This window comes from Sphaerospermopsis sp. FACHB-1194 (assembly GCF_014696235.1).
Taxonomy (GTDB): Bacteria; Cyanobacteriota; Cyanobacteriia; order Cyanobacteriales; family Nostocaceae; genus Sphaerospermopsis; species Sphaerospermopsis kisseleviana.
Map to the genome: position 1 here is coordinate 162,387 of NZ_JACJPU010000001.1, position 24,272 is coordinate 186,658.

Genomic DNA, 24,272 nt, shown 5'->3' on the forward strand with positions numbered 1-24,272 from the left:
TTCGACTTAGAATTTAACAGTAAAACTTCTAAATTGTGGTAAAACTTATGAAACGCTTACTCAAGTCTTTAGTGACAATTTCTGCTTTATCTTCCTTAGTAATTACTCCTGCATTTCTTTCCGTGGGTAAAGCTGCTGCCGAAACTCAAAAAGGCACAGATGCTAGTTATATTGGTGTTGGTGTAGCTGCTGGTGTTACCAGTGGTGGACAAGGTAACGATGATGCTACCTTTGGCGGCAATGTCACAGGTCGTTTAAAATTGGGAAATACTCCTTTTTCCGCACGGGGTAACGTCCTCTGGGGTGATGAAACAGCTGCTATCATCCCTGAAGTTTCTGTAGATTTACCCATTGCTAATAAAACCAATGTCTTTGTTACTGGTGGCTATTCTTTCGTAGAAAATGACGGTAAACCCACTCCCTTGGGTAATAAAGATTCTGTAGTTGTCGGTGCTGGAGTCGAATCTGAAGTTACTAAAAACTTCCTGGTTTACACTAACGCTAAAGTAGGACTCGGTGCTTATCAAAGTAGTGATGCTTCTGCTGTGAGCATTAATGGTGGTATCGGTTATCGCTTTAAGTAAGTTGGTGATTGGTGATTGGGGACTGGGGACTGGTGACTGGGGACTGGGAAAGAAACATTAGTTATTTATTCTTCTAACTCCTGAACTCCTGAACTCCTGCCTCCTGACTGTTGATTTACATCTAAAATACTGAAATAGCTGGTTTTGTTAAGTGTGATATCACTAATGAAGCCGGCTTTTAACTGTGTTAAAATTAAGTTATTATTCATAATTCCGAGCGGATTTTTGGTGTTCTACCAGCAGAAAAAGTGTAGCTAAATTTTTAATTATTCTTTAACTGCTGCATTATTGACAAACATACTACTGTAATGATTAACTCTGCGCCTTCTCCCGTTAGTACCCGTAAACCTTCTAAAGTTGAAGGTCTCAAAGAAAATAGTAATTTTTTGCGTGAACCTGTAGCGACTGAAATACTTCAGGATACAACCCATTTTACTGAAGATGCTATACAGATTCTGAAGTTTCACGGATCTTATCAACAGGATAACCGTGATAATCGTGTTAAGGGACAGGAAAAAGATTATCAAATGATGCTGCGGACAAAAAATCCTGGTGGGTTGGTACCACCGCAGCTATATTTGGCTTTAGATAAATTGGCGGATGAATATGGTAATCATACATTAAGAGCCACTACCCGCCAAGGTTTTCAGCTACATGGGATTTTGAAAAAGAATCTCAAAGCGGCGATCGCTACTATTGTAAAAAATCTCGGTTCTACTTTGGGTGCTTGTGGTGACATCAACCGTAACGTTATGGCTCCCCCTGCACCCTTTAAAAATCGCTCAGAATATCAGTATGCTTGGGAATATGCCCAAAATATCGCTGATTTGCTTTCACCCCAAACCGGTGCTTATTATGAAATTTGGTTGGATGGGGAAAAAGCCATTAGTGCTGAAGAACACCCAGATGTGAAAGCAGCACGACAAAAAAATGGCACTGGGACTATTTTTCATGATTCCGTAGAACCAATCTATGGTACTCATTATATGCCACGCAAATTTAAAGTTTGCGTAACTGTACCTGGTGATAATTCTGTAGATTTGTATTCCCAAGATTTAACATTGGTAGTAATGACCAATAAAAAAGGGGAACTCCAAGGTTTTAACGTCTTTGCTGGTGGTGGTTTAGGAAGAACCCACAATAAAGAAGAAACCTTTGCGCGACTAGCTGATCCCATTTGCTATGTGGCAAAAGATGATGTTTATGATATCGTCAAAGCCATAGTTGCCACTCAAAGAGATTATGGCGATCGCACCGACAGAAGACACGCTAGATTAAAATATTTAATCAATGATTGGGGTGTGGAAAAATTCCGCAGCAAGGTGGAAGAATACTTTGGTAAAGCTGTCGAACCTTTTAAACAATTACCCAAATTCAAATATCAAGATTTTCTGGGATGGAATGAACAAGGGGACGGTAAACTGTTCTTAGGTATTTCCATTGATAATGGTCGGGTAAAAGATGAAGGTTCTTTTCAACTCAAAACCGCTTTGCGGACAATTGTTGCACAGTTTAACCTACCTATTCGTCTCACACCAAATCAAAACCTGATTTTCTACGATATTGCACCAGAAGATCAAGAAGCAATTCAAGAAATTTTAGATAAATGCGGTATTATTGCTGATCCTAGTCAAATTGCAGCTTTAACCCGCTATGCTATGGCTTGTCCCGCTTTACCTACCTGTGGTTTAGCTATTACCGAGTCAGAAAGAGCAATTCCTGGTATTTTAGAAAGAATCCGAGCTTTATTGGATCAAGTCGGTTTACAAAAAGACCACTTTGTGGTAAGGATGACAGGTTGCCCCAATGGTTGCGCTCGTCCTTATATGGCAGAATTAGGATTTGTAGGTAGTGCGCCGGAATCTTATCAAGTGTGGTTAGGTGGTTCACCAGATCAAACGCGGTTAGCACAACCGATCATTGAAAAATTGCACCACAACGACATCGAAAGCTTTTTAGAGCCGATTTTTGTCTTCTTTAAAAAATCACGGAAAGGAAAAGAAAGCTTTGGGGATTTTTGCGATCGCATTGGTTTTGATGCTATCCGTGAATTTTCAGCCACTTATACACCGGGAGAACCCACCAGCAGCGGAAAATCACGTCATAGGGTGAGTTTACGAGATGATGTTTATTCCCAACTCAAAGAAACCGCAGAAAAACTCAATAAACCCATGACAGAGTTAGTACACGAAGCTTTGGATAAATATTTCCAAAGTCTGTAGAACCATATTCTCACGCAAAAGCTTTGTCTGGCTCTCTCGTTCCCAGTCTCCGACTGGGAATGAGAAATACAGAGTATGAGAACGAGAAACGAGAAAAAAGAGCAGAATGTTTCACCTAAAAACGACTCAATAAGCCTAATTAGGGTTTGCTGAATAAACCTAAAACCTTGATATATCAAAGGTTAGAGGCTGATAAACACAGAAATTAGTGCAAGGGTTTTGAAGGGTATACCGGAAAAAGTGTGCATTTTTTGGGATTTCAAGAGATGGCAAAGAAATTTTCAAATCTCCTCCTGACTCCTGACTCCTGACTCCTATGCCCTCACGGAAAGACTTTCTCAGCAACCCCTAATTAGTTATCAATTTCCAAATTCAGTATATAGCGTCCTAGTTGTACCTTTTCTGACCACAATTCATAGTCAAGTCGCAGATGTTCTGGTAATTTTTGTCCGGTAAGATCTAAGCTATTAGTAAAGTTACGTAAACAAATAGGCTTGTGTGGTTGCAAAGATTCATTAGGCAACCAATAACGACTAATGCCATAAACGCCCTGTTCCCAGAAATGTCGGTAACTTACTTGAGTGTTACCTTGCATAGTCATAATGATTCGGTAGGGTGAAATTTCCAACCACAAAATTCTGGGACTTGTGGGGATTTCAACATTTTTTTTAGTTTGAGGAACAGGATTTTCTCGACTGCTTAAATTTCCTACTTCACAACTGATTAAAGGTGGTGCAGTCAATAGTAAGTGAAATCTGTCAGTATCTTTTTGATATAATGTTCCAGAAGTTTCCACTACAGACCAAACTGGTAAGTCAGTGGAAATAATTGATAAACAAATAGGTTTGCGGTGATGAGTGAGCATGGGAACGATAAGTGATAGAAGCAGTTGAATAAAATCAAACCAACACTAGGTGTTTTAAAAAGTTAGTTTAAACAACTAAATAGTAAAACCTGATTCATATTAACCGAATCTACTAATTTGTTAATCTACACAAATCAAGATGCAAACGGCTAGGATTGAAAGCTAAAACCCGAAAACAATGTTTTTTCTGGCTAGAATCAGTCTGTGGATCAAGGTTGTGAATATTTTTATCAAGATTGAAAAAAATGCTAGTCTAAACTAGGGCTGATTGGATTGGGTTGCGGACAATAAAAAGCGGTAGGATACTAGGAAGGAATTAACCAGTGGCTGCATTAGATGTCACTGCAAAATTTCCGGTCTATTCAAAAGCTAGTGTATCCTAATGTTGGCTGCTATTATAACATTACAAACTCAAGAAAACGCTTCTCAAAACTTAATTATTCAGCGTCCTCCCTCTGGACTGTCTCTACAAGGTCGTATCAGTATTCCTGGGGATAAATCTATTTCCCATCGGGCTTTGATGTTAGGTGCGATCGCTGAAGGTGAAACTGAGATTCAAGGACTGCTTTTAGGTGAAGATCCCCGCAGCACTGCTCACTGTTTCCAGGCGCTGGGTGCGGAAATTTCGGAATTAAATACCCAGTTGGTGCGGGTTAAAGGTATTGGTTTAGGTAATTTCCAAGAACCAATGGATGTGTTAAATGCGGGTAACTCTGGTACAACTATCCGGTTAATGTTGGGTTTGTTAGCTTCCCATCCAGGGCGGTTTTTTACGGTGACAGGTGATGACTCTTTGCGATCGCGTCCTATGTCCCGTGTTGTTAAACCTTTACAACAAATGTCCGCTGAAATTTGGGGTCGTAACAGTAATACTTTAGCACCTTTAGCAGTTCAAGGACAAGCACTCAAACCGATTCATTATCATTCACCCATTGCTTCAGCGCAAGTCAAGTCTTGTATTTTACTTGCAGGTTTAAACACAGAAGGGAAAACAACAGTCACCGAACCCGCTTTATCAAGGGATCACAGTGAACGGATGTTAAAAGCTTTTGGGGCAGAATTAAGTATAGACCCGGAAACTAACAGCGTTACCGTGACGGGAAATGCGAAATTATACGGGCAAAAAGTGATTGTTCCTGGTGATATTAGTTCTGCGGCTTTTTGGCTAGTTGCGGGTTCTATTGTTCCTGGTTCTGAGTTGGTGGTGGAAAATGTCGGTGTTAACCCCACCCGCACGGGAATTTTAGAAGCTTTGGCTATGATGGGTGCAGATATCCAGCTAGAAAATCAGCGGGAAGTTGCAGGAGAACCGGTTGCAGATGTGCGGGTGCGTTCTAGTCAGTTAAAAAGCTGTACCATTGCTGGGGAGATTATACCGAGATTAATTGACGAAATTCCCATTTTAGCGGTAGCTGCGACGTTTGCCCAAGGGACAACTATTATTAGAGATGCGGCAGAGTTGCGAGTTAAAGAGAGCGATCGCATTACCGTAATGGCGCAACAACTCAATAAAATGGGTGCAAAAGTGACAGAATTACCCGATGGGATGGAAATTACTGGTGGTACTGCTTTGGTGGGTGCGGAAGTAGACAGCCATACAGATCATAGAATAGGTATGAGTTTAGCGATCGCTGCTTTAAATGCTAGTGGAACTACTACCATCCACCGTGCTGAAGCTGCGGCTATTTCTTATCCTAATTTTACCAGCACTTTAAAGGAAGTTTGTCGGTAAATTTGACAGGGGATTTTCGATTTTCCCCTGTTTTTTTAATCAAATAAAAGGTTTCGCGCAAAGACGCAAAGGAGCAAAGAGGAAGATTGAGGTTTTTGATTACTCGTCTGTAAAATAGTCTGAATCTATTTTTTTAATCTCGTAAATAGAGACAGTTGATACACCGACATGATTATCAATCATTAATTGAGCTAATTCTTGTCCATCTATTAAAACAATCTTACTATCTATTATAGATACATATTCTCTAGCATCTTGAGAAAATTTAGAAGTGGTGATAAAAACACCTTTTCTCGCTCTTTGTCCATGTAAAGCACCGACAAATTTTTGAATTTCCGGTCTACCAACAACTGTATTATCCCATCTTTTAGCTTGAATGTAAACAATATCTAAACCTAATTTATCTTCTTTAATTATTCCATCAATTCCCCCATCACCAGCTTTACCAATTGCTCTCCCTGCATCACGTCTTGAACCACCATAACCCATTTTTACCAGTAAATCAACTACCAATCTTTCAAAAAAATCAGGTGAACAACTTTTGACACGGTTCAATAATTCTAACTCTAATTCTTTTCTAATTTTTTGATAACCAAACTCTATGGATTCTTGGGGTGTAGTTTCCAAAATTTCTGAATCTTCCATAATTTCTGACACTGATTTATCATTATCTTTTTTAATAGTTTTAAATTCTATAAATTCGGGAAATTGATTAAGAAACTTGACATTAATTTCAGGGTTATTTTGCTTTAAAATTTCTTTTCCCCTGTTAGTAATTTGGAAAAATCCTCTTTTGGGAGACTCTAATAAACCCGCTTTTTTTAAATGAGTTCTCGCCCATCCTACCCTATTATCAAAAACCGCTTGTTGTCCACTAGATAATAATTCCTTTCGTTCCTCATCACTCAAATTAAAAACATCAGCTAAAAATGTAATAGCATCTCTTAAAGAATGTTCCTTTCCATCACCAGCATATTGGAGTAAAGGAAGCATAACAGATTGAAAATCAGGAATAGACATTGTTGTTTATAATAAATCTACTATAATTTTTATACCACACTCTTGCGCTCTTCTCTAGCGATCGCTGCTCTTAATGCTAGTGGTACTACGACTATTCACCGTGCAGAAGCGGCTGCTATTTCTTATCCTAATTTTACCAGCACTTTGGTAGAAGTTTGTCGGTAAAGGGAATAATATTAAAATCCCACTACAATAATCCTATAGGGGTTTAGCAATGCTAAACCCCTACCCATAGCTATGTGATCAGCAATAATGTTAATATAATAATGGATTTATTGCAGGAGCTACAAATCAATGACTCAAGTAATTGCTAAAAAATCCTTATATGAATCTGATTATTTACATTGGACTCAAGAGACTATAGCTAAATTAAAAGCTAGGGACTTTGAAAATGTGGATGTTGAGAATTTGATAGAGGAGATTGAGGATTTGGGGCGATCTTATCGGGATGAATTAGAAAGTCGTTTGGATGTATTATTATCGCATATTTTGAAACGATTATATGTTCCTTTAGTAAATGATTACAATGGTTGGGAAAGAACTATTAGAGAACAACGTAAACAAATTAAACGACGTTTAGCAAAGTCACCTAGTCTTAAAAATTATTTGCCTGAAATTTTTGACGAAATCTGGCAAGATGTACTCAAGGAAATCCGAGAAGATTATCCACAGTATGAGTTTCCTGATTTATGGCAGTTTGATTGTGATATTGACACATTATTAAATGACATTTTTTGGAGTTAAATATTTTGAAGTAGTTAGCGATACTTACGGTAAGCTACCACTAACCCATCTCTCCACCTCACCAAACAGCGATCCATCTCCTTCATCCCAAAAAATCGCACCTTCAATATCTCAATAGACATCTCCGAAAATTACATAAGCGTAACCTGAAACCCATTCGTAGGGACAATTCATGAATTGTCCCTACATCTTTTTCGGAGAGGTCTATTACACTCTTTCTCTCTTCTCTGCGTCTCTGCGCCTCTGCGTGAAATAAAATCTATAATATAGACAATAAAAATCTACAATTACAATATAACTTACAATCTTATGAATACCCCCCATCGTCCGCAAATTCTCAAACCTACTGAAACCTACACATTTCGTAAATACTTTGATTTAAGATTTGCACCTGCGGACATTTTACAAGAACTAGGATCAACCTTAATCAAAAGTAATATTAATTTCCCAACCACTAACAATCAAATTACTAGACTAAATGACTTAAAAGAAAGATTAGAAGAAGCAATTCAAAGAGTCAGTTTAACTAGCGAAGCTGCACGCAGAGAAGTATTAATTGCTCCTATTTTATTAGAAATTGCCCACATTACCCAAGCAACAATTAATATAGAATATCCCATAGAAATAAATCAATTTTTGCGAGGTGACTTAGATTATTACCTGCAAACTCAACATCAAATATTAGTGGTAGAAGCAAAACAAGCAGATTTAACAAGGGGTTTTACTCAACTTGCAGTAGAATTAATTGCAGTAAATGAATGGATATCAACAGATGAACCAATATTATATGGTGCAGTCACTACAGGGGATATATGGCAATTTGGCAGTTTTCAACGTGATACTAGAATCATAACTCAAGACTTAATGTTATATCGAGTTCCCACCGACTTAGAAATATTAATGAAAATTTTAGTAGGGATTTTAGCATAAGATCCCCGACTTCTTAATTTTATTAACAGAAGTCGGGGATCTTAAACTTTACTCTTTCACCTTCGGTTTCACCGTCGAAGCAACATGAAGTTCTTTCAACTGTTTACCATCCACACCAGCAGGTGCATCTGTTAACAAACAGCGTGCTTGTTGCGTCTTCGGAAAAGCAATTACATCACGAATTGATTCTTCTCCAGCTAACAACATTACCAAGCGATCTAAACCATAGGCAATACCACCGTGAGGAGGTGTACCATATTCAAAAGCTTCTAACAAAAAGCCGAATTTATTTTGTGCTTCTTCGGTAGATAAACCAATAGTTTCAAACACCTGAGATTGCACTTCTCTTTGATAAATTCGCAGACTGCCACCACCCACTTCAAAACCATTTAAAACCAAGTCGTAAGCTTGAGCGCGGGCGGTTTTCAAATCATGCAAATCATCGGGATAGGGTGCGGTAAATGGGTGATGTAATGCTTCTAATCTTTTCTCATCTGCATTCCATTCAAACATCGGGAAATCTGTAATCCACAGAAAGTTATTTTTCCCTTCAGGAATTAAATTAAATTCCCTAGCCACAAACTGACGCAACCGATCCAATGTTTTATTTACTGTTCCTGTATCAGCAGCAGCAAATAATAATAAATGACCGTCTTTTGCACCAGTTCTAGTTAAAATTTCCTGCTTTTGTTCCGGTGTCAAATTATCTTTAATCGCGCCAATGGTGTCAATTTCTCCATTTTCCCGCACGCGAATATAAGCTAAACCTTTAGCTCCTGCTTCTGCTGCTTCTTTGAAAATGTCTCCACCTGGTTTAATGCGAACATTTGAAATGGCATCATTACCGTTAGGAATAGGCAGAATTTTCACAATTCCACCTTTAGAAATGGCATCATTAAAGACTTTAAAACCGGAATCTTTTAAAACATCGGAAACATCAACTAATTCTAAACCGTAGCGGGTATCTGGTTTATCACTTCCGTATTTATTCATCGCATCTTTATAAGTTAGACGCGGAAAAGGACGGGGTAAGTCAATATTTTTGACGGTTTTGAAGATGTGACAAACTAATTTTTCGTTGAGTTCTATTATTTCCTCTTGGGACATGAAACTCATTTCCATGTCTAACTGGGTAAACTCCGGTTGTCTGTCTGCACGTAAGTCTTCATCACGGAAACATCTCGCAATTTGATAGTATCTATCCATCCCGGATACCATCAATATTTGCTTGAATAGTTGCGGTGACTGGGGTAAAGCGAACCATTCCCCTTCATTAACGCGACTGGGAAGAATATAATCACGCGCACCTTCGGGGGTGGAACGGGTAAGTACGGGTGTTTCTATTTCTATGAAACCTTCGTTATCTTCTAAATAACGACGCATTGCTTTCACGACTTGGTGACGTAACTGCATATTTTGCGCCATGCGATCGCGTCGTAAATCTAAATAACGATATTTTAACCGCAAGTCTTCCCTCACATTTTCTGTATCTGCGGTGGAAACCTGAAAAGGTAGCTGTTTACGCACAGCGTTGAGGATGTGAATTTTATCAGCGTAAATTTCTATTTCACCAGTAGGAATACGAGGATTTAAAGATTCTGCGGGGCGTTGGGTAACTCTTCCAGTAATTTCTACAACGTATTCATTACGTATGGTGTTAGCCAGTTCGTAGGAGTCTGGGGTGCGTTGAGGATCGCTGACAATTTGCACAATACCAGAGCGATCGCGTAAATCCAAGAATATCACACCCCCATGATCGCGGCGACGGTCCACCCAACCGTATAATGTTACAGTTTCTCCAATATGCTCTTGTCGGAGTTCGCCGCAATAGTGAGTTCGCATAGTAATTTAGTTCTTTTTTCCGGGCTGTTAGTAAATGTTAAGGCTTTCCTATTATCTAGCATTAACAGTCATTGTATTCATTTCTGGTTAAGAAAAAACGGCAAAAATGCTAAACTGGTTAGTTGAGGTCAGGATTAAGAAAGACCCTAATTATCGTAGCACTGGCAATCAAACCGAAAGCCAGATTAACCAGTGACTGCGTAGCTTGCCTGTATACCTCAAATTTCTCATTTGATTTTGCCACATCAGCTTTCAATTCTTCGAGTGAATTTAAGATTTTTTCTTGAAACTCTTCTTGTGACATTTTATTGATCTCCTTAGTTAAGGATTTTGATATGGGTTTAATAGACAGGAGTTCAGGAGTCAGGAGTCAGGAGATAAAAATTTTCCCCAGTCCCCAGTCCCCAGTCACCAGTCACCAGTCACCAGTCACCAGTCACCAGTCACCAGTCACCAGTCACCAGTCACCAGTCACCAGTCCCCAGTCCCCAGTCCCCAGTCACCAGTCCCCAGTCACACCATCACCGCTTCCCGCACATCTACAGGTTCACCACTTAAACTAAAAGCGCGAACTTCAGTAATTTTCACCTTGACTATTTTTCCCTTGAGTTCATTGATATCTCCTGTAAAGAAAGTCAGGCGGTTTCCTCCGGTTCTTCCCATCACCTGAGTTGGATCTTTGCTGTTTTGATCCTCAACTAGAACTTCCTCAACTCTGCCAAAGTAACGTTGCGATCGCTCGGCTGCTTTAATCGCCACTAAATGATTTAATCTTTGTAGGCGATCGCTCTTAACCTCCTCGCTTAACTGATTATCCCACAGCGCCGCAGGTGTACCCGGACGGGGTGAATATGCAGCAGTATTCAACTGATCAAAACCAATATCAGCCACCAATTTCAAAGTATTCTCAAACTGTTCTTCAGTCTCCCCAGGAAAACCGACGATAGCATCCGCACTAATAGAAGCATCTGGCATATACTTGCGTATTGTATCAATAATCCGTCGGTATTTATCCTGGGTATAACCTCGTGACATTGCTTTCAACACTTCATTATCCCCAGACTGAAAAGGAATGTGAAAATGCTCGCAAACCTTGGGCAATTCCGCACAGGCTTTAATTAACCTTTCCGTAAAATACCGGGGATGACTAGTAGCAAATCTAATTCTTTCAATTCCTGGAACATCATGGACATAATAAAGTAAATCTGTCAAAGTGTGCAAATGACGACCTTCGGGAGTTGAACCGGGTAAATCCCGTCCATAAGCGTCAATATTTTGACCTAAAAGGGTAATTTCTTTGTAACCTTGTTTTCCTAAAGTTTCAATTTCCGCACGGATAGCTTCTGGTGTGCGAGACTGTTCCACACCCCGCACATTAGGAACTACACAATAAGTACAACGTTCATTACAACCATAAATCACATTTACCCAAGCAGTCACTTTACTATCTCGCCTTGGTTGGGTAATATCCTCTAAAATATGTACTTCTTCCGTAGCGACAACCTGATTACCCTCAAAAACCGACTCTAGCAAGTCTTTGAGACGGTTAGCGTGTTGGGGACCCATCACCAAATCTAACTCAGGAACACGACGCAGTAAAGATTCACCTTCCTGTTGTGCCACACAACCAGCAACCACCAAAGTTAAATCAGGTTCTTTATGCTTACGCTTTGCCTGTCTACCTAAATAAGAATAAACCTTTTGTTCCGCATTATCTCTAATCGTGCAAGTATTATAAAGAATCACATTAGCATTATTAGGATCTTCTGACCATTCAAAGCCCATATCTTCCAGAATGCCAGCCATGCGCTCTGAATCGGCCTTATTCATTTGGCAGCCGAAAGTAGTAATGTGATAACGACGGGAAGAAGTGGTCATGGGAAATTACGCTTAATTAATATCATGTATTTTTAGTCTATTCACCATTTTATCAAAAGCCGTAGCCTTTGTAGGTTTTCAATAATTGACAATTACCTATCCCTTGAAGGGAGAGGATGGAAAAAGCGGATTTTTGATTTTTCCCCTTGAAAGGGGAGGTTTTAAACCGTATGGCTAACGCCACGCTACGCTATCGGCTGACGCTCACGGCGGAAGCCTTGAATGGAACAATTGTCAATTTTCAATTGATAAAACTCTGCGTTATTTATTTCTGCGTTCTCTGCGTCATTTCTGGACTTTAGTCATCCAAAGCATTGTATCATACTTGTTATGATACTTGTCAATAAATGACTTTATCTGTATTTTCAAGTTGTGAAATAAATCATGAGTGATTCTACAAAATTAAAAACTATTCTCTTAGATTCCGTAATTGCAGATGTACTACCACACATCGCTCAAATCAACTTACCCAACTGGTGGTTAGCAGGAGGGGCAGTACGCAATACCGTATGGTCTAACCTATTTGGTGAAAAATGTCAATTATTCATCAAAGATTTTGATATTGCTTTTTTTGATTTACAGGGAACACGAGAACAGGAACAACAAGTAAAATCAATTCTCACTACACAATTTCCTCAGTATGAATTTGATATTAAAAATCAAGCTAGTTTTGGTAGATGGCGGACAGGTAGAACTATATATTACAGTACAGAAGATGGAATTAAAGATTGGTTACACACTGCAACTGCTGTAGGTGTATCTATGAATGACTTAGGTGAATGGCGATTTTTCACACCTTATGGTTTAGATGATTTATTTGATGGCATTATTCGACCCACACCAACACATATTAATGATATAAATGCTGAAAATAAAGCATCAGGATTTATGGAAAAGTGTCCTTGGCTGCGTTTATTCGTATAGTGAGAATATCCTGTTTAAAGGTTCAAATCAATCAAAAATAACGCCGAATATCATATATTTTATCCTTTAGTCAATCATTCTTGGAGTATATTTATACTATTTCTCTAGATAGATGAGGTATGGGAGAAATAAGTTATATCTTCAATCAAGAGGTATTGATAGGATTTCCGTGAAAGGAAACTACGTTGTTGTTAAGGCTTTTCCTTGCACAATTGCAGCTTACCTATTGTTCAATTTCTCTGCTCCATCCCCCTCTCCTTGCAAGAGACATTAATGACTTCAAATTACCCCTTTATAGCTTCTAATTTGTGTAGAAACTATGCAGGGGTGTTTTTAATTTCTCATGACTAACTCTGAATTAATTTTTGAAAGGTTTTATCTTTATTAATATCATCAAAATCTATATCTGTAGCTGCATCTTCCTTGTAGCTGGGTTTAAGCTCAATTGCTTTTTGCAAATTCTCTAATGCTAATTCAACTTCTCTTTGTAGTGCATAACAAGCAGCTTTATTATAGTAAGCACTTGCATAGTCTGGTCTAATTTCTAGTGCTTTATCGAAATTAGTAATTGCTTCGTCATCTTTGCCTAATCTTACCAAGGTGTAACCACGTTTATCCCAAATTTTCGGGGAGTTGGGTTGAAATTTTAACGCTTGATCAAAAGAAGCGATCGCATCTTCATAACGTTCTAATTCTACCAAAGACAAACCACGATTTAACCAAGCCACACTATCATCTGGTTTGATCTGAGTAGCTTTATCAAAACAATTGAATGCTTCTTTGTGTTTACCTAAATTACCACAAGCTACACCAATATCACACCAAGCTTGATGATATTCAGGGTTAATTTTAATAGCTTTATTATAGGACAAAATCGCATCTTTATAGCGTTTTAATCTATTGAGAATTAAACCGCGCTTTAGCCAATTTTCTGCATTATCAGGTTGAATATTAACGACTTGTTCATAAATTGCTAAAGCATCTTCATAACGTTTTTCTGAAAACAACGTTTCCGCTTCTTTGATATAGTCATCCGCAGAAACTTCTATTTGTGTGGGTTCTGGTATTGTTTCTGGTATTGTTTCGGGTATTGTTTCGGGTGCGGTTTCTTGTACTTGTATATTTAGTTGTGTATTTTCAGGTTCAGCTATAAATTGAGGTTGAATAGTTGCTAAATCTTGTAAAATAGACTCTTTCCGAGTTTGAGCGTCTAACTGTAATTCTGCAAGTTGTTTAACAAACTCAGCTTCTAATTTTTCTAACTGTTCTAACTTCTCTAAAATGCTCAACTTCTGTTGTTCAAAATTACTTTGAATATCAGCAAACTGAGAAATAAACTCATCACCTGATTTTTCTAAATTCTCAACTATTTGCTGTTGACGCACTTCCGCTACATTTGGTAAAATCCTAATCTGCTCAATAGATTCAGATTCTAACTTTTGTAAATTCTGTAAAATCTGTGATTTTTGTTTTTGAATATCAGTTTGAATATCAGCAAACTGAGAAATAAACTCATCACCTGATTTTTCTAAATTCTCAACTATTTGCTGTTGACGCACTTCCGCTACATTTGGTAAAATCCTAATCTGCTCAATAGATTCAGATTCTAACTTTTGTAAATTCTGTAAAATCTGTGATTTTTGTTTTTGAATATCGGTTTGAATATCAGCAAACTGAGAAATAAACTCATCACCTGATTTTTCTAAATTCTCAACTATTTGCTGTTGACGCAATTCCGCTACATTTTGTAATTCTCTAATTTGTTTAAGAGACTCAGATTCTAGATTTTGTAAACCCTGTAAAATTTGTGATTTCTGTTGTTGAATATCTTCCTCGATATCACTATGAACATCAGACAACTGAGAAACAAAATCATTACCCGATTTTGCTAAATTATCAATGATTTCCTGTTGACGAATTTGAGCAGCATTTTGTAATAATGATAGTTGCTGAGAAAAGTCAAGCTGTAATTTATTTAAATTATCAAATAAACCACCTTGTTGATTTTGAGCATCAGTTTGTAATTCAGCAAGTTGGGATTTAAACAGATTATTTAATTTTGACAAATTCTCAATAAAAATATCTGTTTGATGTTGAGCATCGGACTGAAAGTGAAATAACTGATCAGTAAAATCTGAGCGTGATTGTGCTATACTTTCAAAAGTTTCTTCTTTTTGTTGTAGAGTTGCCGATTCTAAACCCTGAAGTTGAGATATTAACTGAGAACGGGTTGTTTCAATATCATTAACAGCAGCATCTTTTTGATTTTCCACTGCTGACTTCATTTGCTTAAATTGAGAAACTAACTCAGCTTCTAATTTTCTGACATTTTCAATGGTGATTTTTTGTTGTTGAGCAGATAAAGTGACTTGTTCTAATTGAGTATTTAACCTAAATTCTAAATCGCTGATATTCTCTTGAGCAGATTCAACTTCACGTTCTAAAGCTGTGAGAAATTCCTGTTTTGATTTTGGTAAATCAGATAAAAGAATAGATAAATTTTCCTCTTCACCTTGAATTGCGGTTTTCAGTCTATTAACTTCCTGTGCTAATTCCTGAGTGAGACTTTGAGAAGTTTTAATCAAATTTTCAGAATCTTGACTAACATTAATTAATTGAGTTTGCAACTTTTCTATTCCTTGTACCTGCTGCATTGAACGGTCAACAATATCCTTAATTATAGCTTTCCGCAATAACCATAAAGTAGCAATTAAAACCACAGGAAATAAACTTAAAATCGTTAACCAAATATTAAGTAGGGTATTCGTGCGGGTAAAAGCACGCTCAAAGTCTGACTGTACTTGCTTTTGAAGGCGGTTTTCTTGTCGCAGTCTGGTTAATTCTTCCCGTTCCTGATTCGATAATACCTGAGCAGTAGCGGATAGTTGCAGTTTTCCACCCCAAAACCCTGTAGATAACAGTAATGGTGATAATAAAATGGCGATTTTTAAAGCTTTTTTTGAAAAAATGGGGTTTTTGCTGTTCATGGCACTTTCCCTATCTGTAAGGTTGTTTTTTGCGGTGGTATGTCTATGATAGATTATCAATTTAGGGTAACTGGTTTTCGGACTGGTTGTTTGATATTAGCAGATTAGGGGAAAACAAGGTATCTCTCAATCAGCTTGGTGTTTGATGAAAGTGTATAAAAGTATAGGAATTGTAATTATAGTTGATTAATAAATATTTGAGGTGTGATAATTTTTATATTCCCAAAAGGATCAATTTCCAAGTAACAAAAAATAAAAATAGTTGTATTTTTCAATTTTTGTGCGAAAATATATCATATTTGATATAATTAGGATATGGCACAAACTGATAAATCTCTAGTTTGGCTACACGGGGAAGTTAAAACTCCGCCATTTACTGAAGCAGCACGAATAGAGGCTGGTGTACTACTGAGAAAGTTACAGCAAGGTGAAAATCTGGGAATGCCTCATTCTCGACCAATGCCAAGTATTGGATCACGGTGTCACGAGTTAAGGGTCAGAGATGTAGATAAGAATTGGAGAATCATTTACAGAATTGATGATGATGCGATATTAATTGTCGAAGTATTTAACAAAAGTTCAACAGAAACACCAGATAGTGTGATTGATACCTGTAAGAAAAGATTAAGTAAATATGACAGAGATTGAGAGGATAAAATTTTATGGATAACTCAAAAAGAGAACGTCTTGAAGCTAAAGGTTGGAAAATTGGAACAGTCGCAGAATTCCTGGAATTAACTCCAGAGGAAGCAGCGTTAGTAGAAATTAAATTAGCTCTAAGTCGCAGTTTGAAAGAACGAAGACAAAATTTAATGACTCAGGCTGATTTAGCAGCTAAACTTCATTCTAGCCAACCTAGAATTGCTAATGCAGAAAATGGAGATGCTTCTGTTTCGATTGAGTTATTGATACGTGCGATGTTAGCTACTGGTGCAACTCCCCAGGATATTGGTCAGGTAATTGCTAGTGTTACGAGGTGAAGTCATTTTGGTTAGCTTTTTTCCAGCTAACCTTAAACGCTAGATTCTATTTAGGGTTTGCTGAAAAAGTTATCTGTGAGGGTATAACTTTAATTATCTCATCTAAACCCACCAAGAACCTTTCCCCCAGAACCACCGTCTACAAAATGACATAGTAGACATATTGCATCAACCATGAAACGTCTCATCAGCATAACCCTATTAACCACATTCCTCACACCCTACTCCGTCACCGCAACCCCACCCAGAAACCCAGATAAAACCGTCAACTGTGAAATTCTCGTTGTCGGTGGTGGACTTTCTGGAGTTGCGACAGCTTACGAAAGTTTACTCGCAGGAAACACCGTTTGTTTCACAGAAATTACCGACTGGTTAGGAGGACAAATTTCCTCTCAAGGTACATCTGCGTTAGATGAAAGACCAACTCAAAGAGAAAAACAATTCTATTCTCGTGGATATTTAGAATTACGAAACCGCATACAACAAAAATATCATCAACTTAACCCCGGTGACTGTTGGGTAAGTGACTCCTGTTTTCTTCCCCGTGATGCTCATAATATCATTTCCCAAATGTTGAAAGATGCAGAAAAACAGGGTCGAGGAAAATTACATTTATTCCCAAATACGGTAATTAAAGATTTACAAATTAGTGCAGATGGTAAAATTATCAATAGTGCGATCGCCATTCAACATCAACCAGCAAAAAACGCACCACCTTTAAACACATTCACCCTTTCCCAAACCATAGAAGATGCTTATAGTTATCAAAATTCCTCCCGGTTTAATAAAACCATCATTCATTTTCTACCCCAACAATCACAGAAAAATAATAATCAATGGTACGTTATAGATGCCAGTGAAACTGGAGAAATTATTGCTTTAGCTGATGTACCTTATCGTTTAGGAATTGATCCGATTTCCTATCTTGAACCTTCATCTTCTAGCACTACAAATGATCCCTATTGTACCCAAGGTTTTACATATACTTTTGCAATGGAGGCAACTAAAGAACCACAACCCCAAATCATGCCCCCATTTTATCATCAATATGCCCCATATTTTAGTTATGAACTATCAAGATTAGCCAATTTTGATTTAGTTTTTACCTATCGTCGTATTTGGAGTCCCCAAAAAGGTAAACAAACTAGATTCGGTGGTATTAATTTTACAATTCCTACACCTGGGGATATATCTATGCAAAACTGGACTTGGGGTAATGACTACCGACCAGGAACAGCACAGGATAATTTAATTTATACTCGTCAACAATTACAAGCTACTGGTCAATTACAACCCGGTGGCTGGAAAGGAGGACTAAGAACCGAAACCCTCCGTAAAGGAGAGGAAAAAGCTCTGGCTTATTATTACTGGTTAGTCGCGGGAACTACTGACTCTCAACTCGGTGCAAATGTGAAACAAACCCACCCGAATAACCGTTTATTAACTGGTATAAATTCACCAATGGGAACTGCATCTGGTTTATCAAAATATCCTTATATGCGTGAAGGAAGACGCATTATTGGCCGTCCCAGTTGGGGACAACCCCAAGGGTTTGGTATTTGGGAAGTTGATATTTCTCGCCATAATTATCATGATGAATATTACCGGAAAACTCTGCCCGCAGATATGTACCGTCAGTTAAAAGCGACACTAGCAGGTATAGAAGCAATATTAGTAATTAGGGGTGAAGTCAGTCCAAATAACGCAAGAAAGCGTCGCCGTTCCACTATTTTCCCGGATGCTGTGGGTATCGGTCACTACGCTATAGACTTTCACCCCTGTATGTTGAACAGTCCACCAGAAGCACCTGGTAATATAGAACGTCCGGGAGAAAGACGGGGTGCAGGTAACGCTTATCCTTTTCAAATTGCCCTGAGAGCAATGATTCCCCAAAAAATTGATAATTTATTAGTAGGGGGTAAAAGTATTGCTACCAGTCACATAGCTGCTGCTGCTTATCGGGTGCATTCTTTTGAATGGTCTGCTGGTGCTGCTGCGGGAACTGTAGCTAGTTTTGCATTGAAGGAAAATATAGCACCTTATCAGTTAGTTGATGATTTACCGAGATTAGAACCAAAATTACAGGTTTTAAAAGGTATTTTAGAGAAAAACGGTAATCCTACTGCTTTTCCTGATACTTCTATTTTTAATCAAAATTGGGAAAAATGGCGATAAGTGGGGTAATGGGGAGAAATTATTTGTATTTTCCCAGTCACCAGTCACAAGTCACCTATTCTGGTAAAAATTCCGAGTTGAGGGTTTGTTCGCAGGTGTAAGGACATATTTCTGGAAATACTTTTTCCCCAAGTTGAGTTTCCCGTATTGCTAATGCTAAACCGAGTTCATAAGCTGTGAGAAACATTTCCTCTAAATAGGGTTTTAGACTAGGACTATCTTCTAAAAGTAGTTTAATTTGAATACGTTGTTCTTTAATTGTACTCAACCAACTGTTAGTACGTTTTTCGGCTTGAAATTGCCATTTTAATAGATGTCCTAACAACACTGCTAGTCTATTTCTCAATTCTTGTCTTTCTTTTCTTCCCAAGGTTTCCAGTTCTTCAATGAGGTTCACAGTATCTAATGTATGCCATTGTTGAGTTTTGAGTAAATTAACTTGTTCTTGAGTCCAAGCATGAAAGTCTGTTGTATATAATTCAAAGGTGTTCATTTTTCACCTGTTATTAGTTTATATATTCTTTATTGTAGTCTTGCTTAACTGCTGTCAATTCTCAACCCAACCATAAAGTAAACTAGATATTTGAAGTATTTTTTTGTAAAACATCAGCAATGTTAATAGATTACATTCACAAAGCAATGCACAAAGCAACTTATGAGTTGTTGGAAGATGGGACTTTTTACGCAGAAATTCCCGAATGTTCTGGTGTATGGGCAAATAGTACAACTTTAGAGAATTGTAGGGAAGAGTTACAAAATACTCTGGAAGGTTGGATAATTTTAGGGTTGCGTCTAGGTCATACTTTACCAATTTTAGATGATATTGATATTAATATTAATATTAATATTAATATTAATCAGGAGGTAGCTTAATGCCTCCTTGGGGTCCAGTTAAGCGGCGTGATCTAATTAATTATCCCAAAATTTTGGGTTTTGATGGACTATTTCCTGGTGGCAAACATCAATATATGATTAAATTGATTTTTGTCAATACAAGTATAGTTTTGTCTATGAAATTGTCAACTTAGGACTTGCTCACAATTCCCAACCCTCATCAAGCTGATATCAGTCCTAGTTTATTGGGTCGAATCTTACGTCAAGCTAATATTACCAGGGAAGAATGGGAATCTCTGTGAAAAGCTTATCATTTTCTTCACTGTCACCAGTCACCTGTCACCTGTCACCTGTCACCTGTCACCTCTTTCCAATTAAACTAGATATTTGAAGTGTTTTTTGGGAAAATGTAGTTTATTTATGGAGACAAGACTTGCAACTGTTTATGGAATGGCCTCAGCACCAACTGTAACACCGGATCGGGTGAGTCAAGTTACTCGGAAAACCTATCCTAATTATAAGGTGATTGTCTTAAATGATGATTTCAATACTTTTCAGCACGTGGCTGAATGTTTAGTGAAGTATATTCCGGGAATGTCGAGCGATCGCGCTTGGGAACTAACTAACCAAGTACATTATGAAGGACAAGCCATAGTTTGGGTAGGTCCCCAAGAACCAGCAGAACTATATCATCAACAGTTGCGCCGCGCTGGGTTAACAATGGCACCTCTGGAAGCTGCGTAAACCATCATGAGTAAACCCACTGATGGTAGACTTGTTTGGAATCATTCTACCCACCTTCCCGGACTCATTCCTATTTTAGAACGGTTGTGTCAACAGCATGGGGTCACTACTGTCACACCTGCTGTAATTGGTAGAGTTAAAGGTCATGCGCCACAAATGAAATTGCGCGTGTCTGTACCCATTCGTGGGGGTTATAAAGTTATTGCACGCCAGGGTAAAACAGTGCAAGAGGTTTTTGTTCTCACTCAGTTATCACAGGATCAATTGGAAAATGCGATCGCTGTGGCTATGAAAATTTCATGAAGATCACAAATAATCAGGAGAGGAGTTTAAAAAGCTCCTCTTTTGATGTTTGACTATTCTTCAACTTCATGTACAGCAAATTTATGTAATGGCAAACTTAAAATACAAGAAAATGTTAAAAAATATGACAAAGCTGTAGTAATTTTTAGAGTCATGGTTAAACCTTCCCAATGGGGTAAAACCATTTTCTCAATGCCAAAAGCAAGACAGTAAACTAACCAATAACTAAAACTCATTCTCAACAGCGTTTCTTCTGTTACTTGTGCTTCACTGGTTTCTTGTTTACTATCCCACAGCAACAACAAACCAACCATACAAGCTACGGCAGAAACAGCAACTACAAACTCATGACAAAAGAAGTTTACTAAACACATTTGCCTTTATTCCTGTCTGAATGATGTCCATATCGTCATTAGTCTAAAGGCATATTCCTTGAGGTTACACAAAATAGTTACAAACTGAAATAATGTAAATGATTGCAACAAAAAGCTCTCTACTTGTTAAGATACTTAACAAAATCTTTTGCTAATTATAGCAGGATGCAAGATGGTAATATTTATTCAGCATCCCCTCATGAGATTTTTTGGGCTTAACCGAAAAAACCTCAACATTCTTGTTCACAAGCACCAATACTTACCCAGGAACTAGAACCATCTTGCCAATGTTCTTTTTTCCAAATTGGTGCATTGTGTTTAAGAGTATCAATAGCATACTGACAAGCTGCAAACGCCTCACTGCGATGGGGACATCCCACGGCTACTAAAACACTAATTTCCCCAATTTTTAACCGCCCGATCCGATGATATATGACTACTCGATTCACATCCGGCCATTGGCTGCGAATATCAGTGGCAATTTGATAAAATACCTGTAAAGCCATCGGTTCATAAGCTTGATACTCTAAAGCTACCACAGCTTTACCATCTGTTTGATTACGAACCATCCCACTCATTACTACTACTGCACCATTAGCTGGATCATCGGCTTTGGTATATATTTCCTCAAGAAATAATGGAGCCAAAGTAATGCCAAAACTATCTTCAGCTTTGGGTTTGGTCAGGAAACATGGAGTTTTCATAACTAATTTTTATGCAATTTTACGTAAGTAGGGTTTGCTGAATAAACCTAAAACCTTGATATATCAAAGGTTAGAGGCTGATAAACACAGAAATTAGTGCAAGGGTTTTGAAGGGTATACCGGAAAAAGTGTGCATTTTTTGGGATTTCAAGAGATGGCAAAGAAATTTTCCAATCTCCTCCTGACTCCTGACTCCTGACTCCTGACTCCTATGCCCTCACGGAAAGACTTTCTCAGCAACCCCTAAGTAGTTGTTAAAAATTGTCGTTATTATAAAGCGATCAGCTGCCTACTGGCAATGGAGAACGGATTTTCAATGACTAAAAAAATACCAGGACAAAGTGAGCAAGTGCATCACTGGGAAACACAAATTAAGATGGTATTAGAAGCAACTGGCATCAGCATCTGGACTTTCGATATCCCAACCAATAAAATTACCATATCGGATAATCTGGAAAGTGTTTTTGGTTTAGATAAAGATCATTATCATCACACATATCAAACTATTTTAAACTGCATTCATAGCCAAGATCGAGAATTGGTGAACCGCACTTATCAAAAAGTTATTGAAGACGGAGAAGCATTTGAAATTGAATTTCGTGTAGTTTTGGCTGATGGTAGTATTCGCTGGTTAGCTAGTAAAGGTGCAGTGAGAAAAGACTTATCAGGAGTACCCTTACAAATATGTGGGGTATCTATGGATATTACTAAGCGTAAACAAATTGAGCATCAAAGAATAAAAGAAGCAATCAAAAAAAGTGAAGAAAGATTTAAAATAGTTGCACTGGCTACTAATGATGTGTTGAGGGATTGGGATTTACTCACCAATCAAGTATGGTGGAATCAATCAGTACAGTCACTTTTTGGTTATACATCCGAAGAATTGTATTTAGATGTAAATTGGTGGCGTGAAAGAATACATCCAGATGATAGACAACGAATTAATTCTGATTTACGTGCTGTAATTGATAGTAATAAACAATTTTGGTCGAATGAATACCGCTTTTTGCGTAGAGATGGTACTTATGCCTATATTTTTGACCGTGGTTATATTGTTCAAGACCAAACAAATAAACCAGTGCGGATGATTGGGTTCATGATGGATATGACTGATCGCAAACGAGCCGAAGCAGAATTACAAAGACAAAACTTGCGATCGCAATTATTCGCCAATATCACCCTGAAAATTCGGCAATCTTTACAAATAGAGGATATCCTCCAAACCAGCGTTACCGAAGTACAAAAGCTACTCCAAGCAGATCGAGTATTAATTTTACAACTGAATGGGAATGGTTCTTTCCTCGCAGTCAAAGAAGCTGTAGTTCCCGGTTTACCTGTTGTTCTCGGACAGAAAATTAATGATCCTTGTTTCAGTGAAAATTATATCCAACAATACAGTCAGGGGCGAATTAGTGCTATTAGCGACATCGAGAAAGCAGAGATTCAACCCTGTCATGTAGAATTTCTGCAACAATTTGCAGTTAAAGCTAACCTTGTCGTTCCTATTTTTCGCCAAAATCAATTTTGGGGTTTGCTAGTTGCCCATCAATGTTTACATACCCGTCAATGGACTAACTGGGAAATTGGACTCTTGCGACAACTTGCAGATCAAATTGCTATAGCTTTAGCACAAAGTTTGATTTTAGAACAAGAAACCAAGCAACGACAAGAACTAGCTCGTTCTAACGAAGAACTGCAACAATTTGCTTTTATTGCTTCTCACGATTTACAAGAACCACTGCGGAAAATTAAAACATTTGCTGAAAGGTTGCAAGTCACTTGTGGAGAATTTTTAAGTGAACAGGGAAGAGATTATTTACAACGAATGCAAAATGCAGCCTTGAGAATGGAAACATTAATTGAAGGCTTATTGACACTTTCACGAGTCACAACTAGAGCGCAGCCTTATGTAGCAGTAAATTTAACACAAATTGCCCAAGAAGTATTATCTGATTTAGAAGTAAGTATCCAGCAAACTAGAGGACAAATTGAAATAGGGGAATTACCTATTATTCAAGGTGATCCTTTACAAATGCGTCAATTACTGCAAAATCTCATTGGTAATGCCCTCAAGTTTCATCGTCCAAATCAACCACCCGTGATCAAAATATATGGTCAATTTTTCAACAATGATATTGATGATTTATCCGTTGGTAACACCTATTATCAAATTATTGTTGAAGATAATGGTATTGGTTTTCCAGAAAAATATCTTGACCGCATTTTCAATGTTTTTCAAAGGTTGCATAGTCGCAGTGAATACGAAGGTACGGGCATCGGTTTAGCTATCTGTCGCAAAATTACTGAACGCCATCACGGTACTATTACAGCAAAAAGTCAACCAGGACAAGGAGCAAAATTTATTATTACCTTACCAATTAATTCTCATCTCTAATTTTTCCTCCCAGAGATGGATTACTACTACACCCC

26 protein-coding genes are annotated in these 24,272 nt (G+C 37.9%); 15 read left to right on the forward strand and 11 right to left on the reverse strand.

Features of this window, described 5'->3' with window-relative positions; translation table 11 throughout:
* The first annotated feature begins 47 nt into the window (after positions 1 to 47).
* Positions 48 to 584, forward strand: coding sequence for an autotransporter outer membrane beta-barrel domain-containing protein (locus tag H6F45_RS00755; protein ID WP_137668822.1), 537 nt, complete (start codon positions 48 to 50; stop codon positions 582 to 584).
* Positions 585 to 649: 65 nt separating this feature from the next.
* Here the strand turns inward: H6F45_RS00755 and H6F45_RS00760 are convergent, their stop codons facing one another.
* The gene (locus H6F45_RS00760) at positions 650 to 793 is read right to left on the reverse strand and encodes a hypothetical protein (protein ID WP_162501934.1); all 144 of its coding nucleotides are present in this window, start codon (positions 791 to 793) and stop codon (positions 650 to 652) included.
* Between the two features lie 99 nt (positions 794 to 892).
* Between H6F45_RS00760 and sir the strand changes: the two genes are divergently transcribed.
* Positions 893 to 2,806, forward strand: coding sequence for a sulfite reductase, ferredoxin dependent (gene sir, locus H6F45_RS00765; protein WP_190346187.1), 1,914 nt, complete (start codon positions 893 to 895; stop codon positions 2,804 to 2,806).
* A gap of 159 nt (positions 2,807 to 2,965) precedes the next feature.
* Here sir and H6F45_RS00770 read toward each other — a convergent pair whose 3' ends face one another.
* Positions 2,966 to 3,151, reverse strand: coding sequence for a hypothetical protein (locus H6F45_RS00770; RefSeq protein WP_190346188.1), 186 nt, complete (start codon positions 3,149 to 3,151; stop codon positions 2,966 to 2,968).
* Positions 3,152 to 3,158: 7 nt separating this feature from the next.
* Positions 3,159 to 3,671, reverse strand: coding sequence for a hypothetical protein (locus H6F45_RS00775; protein ID WP_096571533.1), 513 nt, complete (start codon positions 3,669 to 3,671; stop codon positions 3,159 to 3,161).
* 382 nt (positions 3,672 to 4,053) lie between these two features.
* Here H6F45_RS00775 and aroA point away from each other — a divergent pair, with 382 nt between their 5' ends.
* On the forward strand, positions 4,054 to 5,403 hold the full coding sequence (gene aroA / locus H6F45_RS00780; protein ID WP_137668647.1) for a 3-phosphoshikimate 1-carboxyvinyltransferase: 1,350 nt from the start codon (positions 4,054 to 4,056) through the stop codon (positions 5,401 to 5,403).
* Between the two features lie 99 nt (positions 5,404 to 5,502).
* Here aroA and H6F45_RS00785 read toward each other — a convergent pair whose 3' ends face one another.
* Positions 5,503 to 6,423, reverse strand: a complete 921-nt coding sequence (locus H6F45_RS00785) for a restriction endonuclease (RefSeq protein ID WP_137668648.1) — start codon at positions 6,421 to 6,423, stop codon at positions 5,503 to 5,505.
* A gap of 42 nt (positions 6,424 to 6,465) precedes the next feature.
* Between H6F45_RS00785 and H6F45_RS26835 the strand changes: the two genes are divergently transcribed.
* From H6F45_RS26835 to H6F45_RS00795, 3 genes are all read left to right on the forward strand, one after another.
* Complete coding sequence (locus tag H6F45_RS26835; protein ID WP_255427180.1) at positions 6,466 to 6,588, forward strand: hypothetical protein; 123 nt, start codon at positions 6,466 to 6,468, stop codon at positions 6,586 to 6,588.
* Positions 6,589 to 6,717: 129 nt separating this feature from the next.
* Complete coding sequence (locus tag H6F45_RS00790) at positions 6,718 to 7,167, forward strand: DUF29 domain-containing protein (protein WP_096571529.1); 450 nt, start codon at positions 6,718 to 6,720, stop codon at positions 7,165 to 7,167.
* A 309-nt stretch (positions 7,168 to 7,476) separates the two neighbouring features.
* Positions 7,477 to 8,097 (forward strand): hypothetical protein, encoded by a 621-nt coding sequence (locus H6F45_RS00795; protein WP_137668649.1) that lies wholly within the window; start codon positions 7,477 to 7,479, stop codon positions 8,095 to 8,097.
* Between the two features lie 48 nt (positions 8,098 to 8,145).
* On the opposite strand, the gene aspS is transcribed toward H6F45_RS00795, so the two are convergent.
* Positions 8,146 to 9,939 carry an aspartate--tRNA ligase gene (gene aspS, locus H6F45_RS00800; protein ID WP_137668650.1) on the reverse strand — a complete coding sequence of 598 codons (1,794 nt, stop codon included), beginning with the start codon at positions 9,937 to 9,939 and terminating at the stop codon, positions 8,146 to 8,148.
* A gap of 118 nt (positions 9,940 to 10,057) precedes the next feature.
* Positions 10,058 to 10,243, reverse strand: a complete 186-nt coding sequence (locus H6F45_RS00805) for a hypothetical protein (RefSeq protein WP_190346189.1) — start codon at positions 10,241 to 10,243, stop codon at positions 10,058 to 10,060.
* A gap of 31 nt (positions 10,244 to 10,274) precedes the next feature.
* On the opposite strand from H6F45_RS00805, the gene H6F45_RS00810 reads away from it, so the two are divergent.
* A complete protein-coding gene (locus H6F45_RS00810; protein WP_199301730.1) occupies positions 10,275 to 10,502 on the forward strand; it encodes a hypothetical protein in 228 nt (75 codons plus the stop codon).
* On the opposite strand, the gene miaB is transcribed toward H6F45_RS00810, so the two are convergent.
* Complete coding sequence (gene miaB, locus H6F45_RS00815) at positions 10,453 to 11,817, reverse strand: tRNA (N6-isopentenyl adenosine(37)-C2)-methylthiotransferase MiaB (protein ID WP_137668652.1); 1,365 nt, start codon at positions 11,815 to 11,817, stop codon at positions 10,453 to 10,455. The two genes, H6F45_RS00810 and miaB, sit on opposite strands and share 50 nt — an antisense overlap.
* Positions 11,818 to 12,201: 384 nt before the next feature.
* On the opposite strand from miaB, the gene H6F45_RS00820 reads away from it, so the two are divergent.
* Positions 12,202 to 12,741: a nucleotidyltransferase family protein gene (locus H6F45_RS00820; RefSeq protein ID WP_096571519.1), complete on the forward strand. Its 540-nt coding sequence runs from the start codon at positions 12,202 to 12,204 to the stop codon at positions 12,739 to 12,741.
* 347 nt (positions 12,742 to 13,088) lie between these two features.
* On the opposite strand, the gene H6F45_RS00825 is transcribed toward H6F45_RS00820, so the two are convergent.
* Complete coding sequence (locus H6F45_RS00825; protein WP_190346190.1) at positions 13,089 to 15,728, reverse strand: tetratricopeptide repeat protein; 2,640 nt, start codon at positions 15,726 to 15,728, stop codon at positions 13,089 to 13,091.
* A 315-nt stretch (positions 15,729 to 16,043) separates the two neighbouring features.
* Between H6F45_RS00825 and H6F45_RS00830 the strand changes: the two genes are divergently transcribed.
* From H6F45_RS00830 to H6F45_RS00840, 3 genes are all read left to right on the forward strand, one after another.
* Positions 16,044 to 16,376: a type II toxin-antitoxin system RelE/ParE family toxin gene (locus tag H6F45_RS00830; RefSeq protein WP_190346191.1), complete on the forward strand. Its 333-nt coding sequence runs from the start codon at positions 16,044 to 16,046 to the stop codon at positions 16,374 to 16,376.
* A 14-nt stretch (positions 16,377 to 16,390) separates the two neighbouring features.
* Positions 16,391 to 16,708, forward strand: coding sequence for a helix-turn-helix transcriptional regulator (locus tag H6F45_RS00835; protein ID WP_190346192.1), 318 nt, complete (start codon positions 16,391 to 16,393; stop codon positions 16,706 to 16,708).
* Positions 16,709 to 16,882: 174 nt separating this feature from the next.
* Positions 16,883 to 18,883 (forward strand): FAD-dependent oxidoreductase, encoded by a 2,001-nt coding sequence (locus tag H6F45_RS00840; RefSeq protein ID WP_190346193.1) that lies wholly within the window; start codon positions 16,883 to 16,885, stop codon positions 18,881 to 18,883.
* A 55-nt stretch (positions 18,884 to 18,938) separates the two neighbouring features.
* On the opposite strand, the gene H6F45_RS00845 is transcribed toward H6F45_RS00840, so the two are convergent.
* On the reverse strand, positions 18,939 to 19,376 hold the full coding sequence (locus H6F45_RS00845) for a DUF29 domain-containing protein (protein WP_096571504.1): 438 nt from the start codon (positions 19,374 to 19,376) through the stop codon (positions 18,939 to 18,941).
* 119 nt (positions 19,377 to 19,495) lie between these two features.
* Here H6F45_RS00845 and H6F45_RS00850 point away from each other — a divergent pair, with 119 nt between their 5' ends.
* From H6F45_RS00850 to H6F45_RS00860, 3 genes are all read left to right on the forward strand, one after another.
* Positions 19,496 to 19,756 (forward strand): type II toxin-antitoxin system HicB family antitoxin, encoded by a 261-nt coding sequence (locus tag H6F45_RS00850; protein WP_137668241.1) that lies wholly within the window; start codon positions 19,496 to 19,498, stop codon positions 19,754 to 19,756.
* Between the two features lie 381 nt (positions 19,757 to 20,137).
* Complete coding sequence (clpS, locus tag H6F45_RS00855; RefSeq protein ID WP_137668242.1) at positions 20,138 to 20,461, forward strand: ATP-dependent Clp protease adapter ClpS; 324 nt, start codon at positions 20,138 to 20,140, stop codon at positions 20,459 to 20,461.
* A gap of 6 nt (positions 20,462 to 20,467) precedes the next feature.
* Complete coding sequence (locus H6F45_RS00860) at positions 20,468 to 20,764, forward strand: DUF2103 domain-containing protein (protein ID WP_096571500.1); 297 nt, start codon at positions 20,468 to 20,470, stop codon at positions 20,762 to 20,764.
* 53 nt (positions 20,765 to 20,817) lie between these two features.
* Here the strand turns inward: H6F45_RS00860 and H6F45_RS00865 are convergent, their stop codons facing one another.
* Positions 20,818 to 21,138 (reverse strand): hypothetical protein, encoded by a 321-nt coding sequence (locus tag H6F45_RS00865; RefSeq protein WP_096571498.1) that lies wholly within the window; start codon positions 21,136 to 21,138, stop codon positions 20,818 to 20,820.
* 230 nt (positions 21,139 to 21,368) lie between these two features.
* A complete protein-coding gene (locus tag H6F45_RS00870) occupies positions 21,369 to 21,842 on the reverse strand; it encodes a molybdenum cofactor biosynthesis protein MoaE (protein ID WP_190346194.1) in 474 nt (157 codons plus the stop codon).
* A gap of 316 nt (positions 21,843 to 22,158) precedes the next feature.
* On the opposite strand from H6F45_RS00870, the gene H6F45_RS00875 reads away from it, so the two are divergent.
* Positions 22,159 to 24,237, forward strand: a complete 2,079-nt coding sequence (locus H6F45_RS00875) for a PAS domain-containing protein (RefSeq protein WP_190346195.1) — start codon at positions 22,159 to 22,161, stop codon at positions 24,235 to 24,237.
* The last annotated feature ends 35 nt before the right edge of the window (positions 24,238 to 24,272 follow it).

Coding starts and splice junctions, on each gene's coding strand:
- H6F45_RS00825 (WP_190346190.1), bottom strand. CDS start 15,728: ATGAACAGCAAAAACCCCATTTTTTCAAAAAAAGCTTTAAAAATCGCC.
- aroA (WP_137668647.1), top strand. CDS start 4,054: ATGTTGGCTGCTATTATAACATTACAAACTCAAGAAAACGCTTCTCAA.
- sir (WP_190346187.1), top strand. CDS start 893: ATGATTAACTCTGCGCCTTCTCCCGTTAGTACCCGTAAACCTTCTAAA.
- H6F45_RS00795 (WP_137668649.1), top strand. CDS start 7,477: ATGAATACCCCCCATCGTCCGCAAATTCTCAAACCTACTGAAACCTAC.
- H6F45_RS00805 (WP_190346189.1), bottom strand. CDS start 10,243: ATGTCACAAGAAGAGTTTCAAGAAAAAATCTTAAATTCACTCGAAGAA.
- H6F45_RS00755 (WP_137668822.1), top strand. CDS start 48: ATGAAACGCTTACTCAAGTCTTTAGTGACAATTTCTGCTTTATCTTCC.
- H6F45_RS00760 (WP_162501934.1), bottom strand. CDS start 793: ATGAATAATAACTTAATTTTAACACAGTTAAAAGCCGGCTTCATTAGT.
- H6F45_RS00870 (WP_190346194.1), bottom strand. CDS start 21,842: ATGAAAACTCCATGTTTCCTGACCAAACCCAAAGCTGAAGATAGTTTT.
- H6F45_RS00790 (WP_096571529.1), top strand. CDS start 6,718: ATGACTCAAGTAATTGCTAAAAAATCCTTATATGAATCTGATTATTTA.
- H6F45_RS00865 (WP_096571498.1), bottom strand. CDS start 21,138: ATGTGTTTAGTAAACTTCTTTTGTCATGAGTTTGTAGTTGCTGTTTCT.
- H6F45_RS00850 (WP_137668241.1), top strand. CDS start 19,496: ATGTTAATAGATTACATTCACAAAGCAATGCACAAAGCAACTTATGAG.
- H6F45_RS00810 (WP_199301730.1), top strand. CDS start 10,275: ATGGGTTTAATAGACAGGAGTTCAGGAGTCAGGAGTCAGGAGATAAAA.
- H6F45_RS00860 (WP_096571500.1), top strand. CDS start 20,468: ATGAGTAAACCCACTGATGGTAGACTTGTTTGGAATCATTCTACCCAC.
- H6F45_RS00840 (WP_190346193.1), top strand. CDS start 16,883: ATGAAACGTCTCATCAGCATAACCCTATTAACCACATTCCTCACACCC.
- H6F45_RS00785 (WP_137668648.1), bottom strand. CDS start 6,423: ATGTCTATTCCTGATTTTCAATCTGTTATGCTTCCTTTACTCCAATAT.
- H6F45_RS00775 (WP_096571533.1), bottom strand. CDS start 3,671: ATGCTCACTCATCACCGCAAACCTATTTGTTTATCAATTATTTCCACT.
- H6F45_RS00830 (WP_190346191.1), top strand. CDS start 16,044: ATGGCACAAACTGATAAATCTCTAGTTTGGCTACACGGGGAAGTTAAA.
- H6F45_RS00820 (WP_096571519.1), top strand. CDS start 12,202: ATGAGTGATTCTACAAAATTAAAAACTATTCTCTTAGATTCCGTAATT.
- H6F45_RS00875 (WP_190346195.1), top strand. CDS start 22,159: ATGACTAAAAAAATACCAGGACAAAGTGAGCAAGTGCATCACTGGGAA.
- clpS (WP_137668242.1), top strand. CDS start 20,138: ATGGAGACAAGACTTGCAACTGTTTATGGAATGGCCTCAGCACCAACT.
- H6F45_RS00835 (WP_190346192.1), top strand. CDS start 16,391: ATGGATAACTCAAAAAGAGAACGTCTTGAAGCTAAAGGTTGGAAAATT.
- H6F45_RS00845 (WP_096571504.1), bottom strand. CDS start 19,376: ATGAACACCTTTGAATTATATACAACAGACTTTCATGCTTGGACTCAA.
- aspS (WP_137668650.1), bottom strand. CDS start 9,939: ATGCGAACTCACTATTGCGGCGAACTCCGACAAGAGCATATTGGAGAA.
- miaB (WP_137668652.1), bottom strand. CDS start 11,817: ATGACCACTTCTTCCCGTCGTTATCACATTACTACTTTCGGCTGCCAA.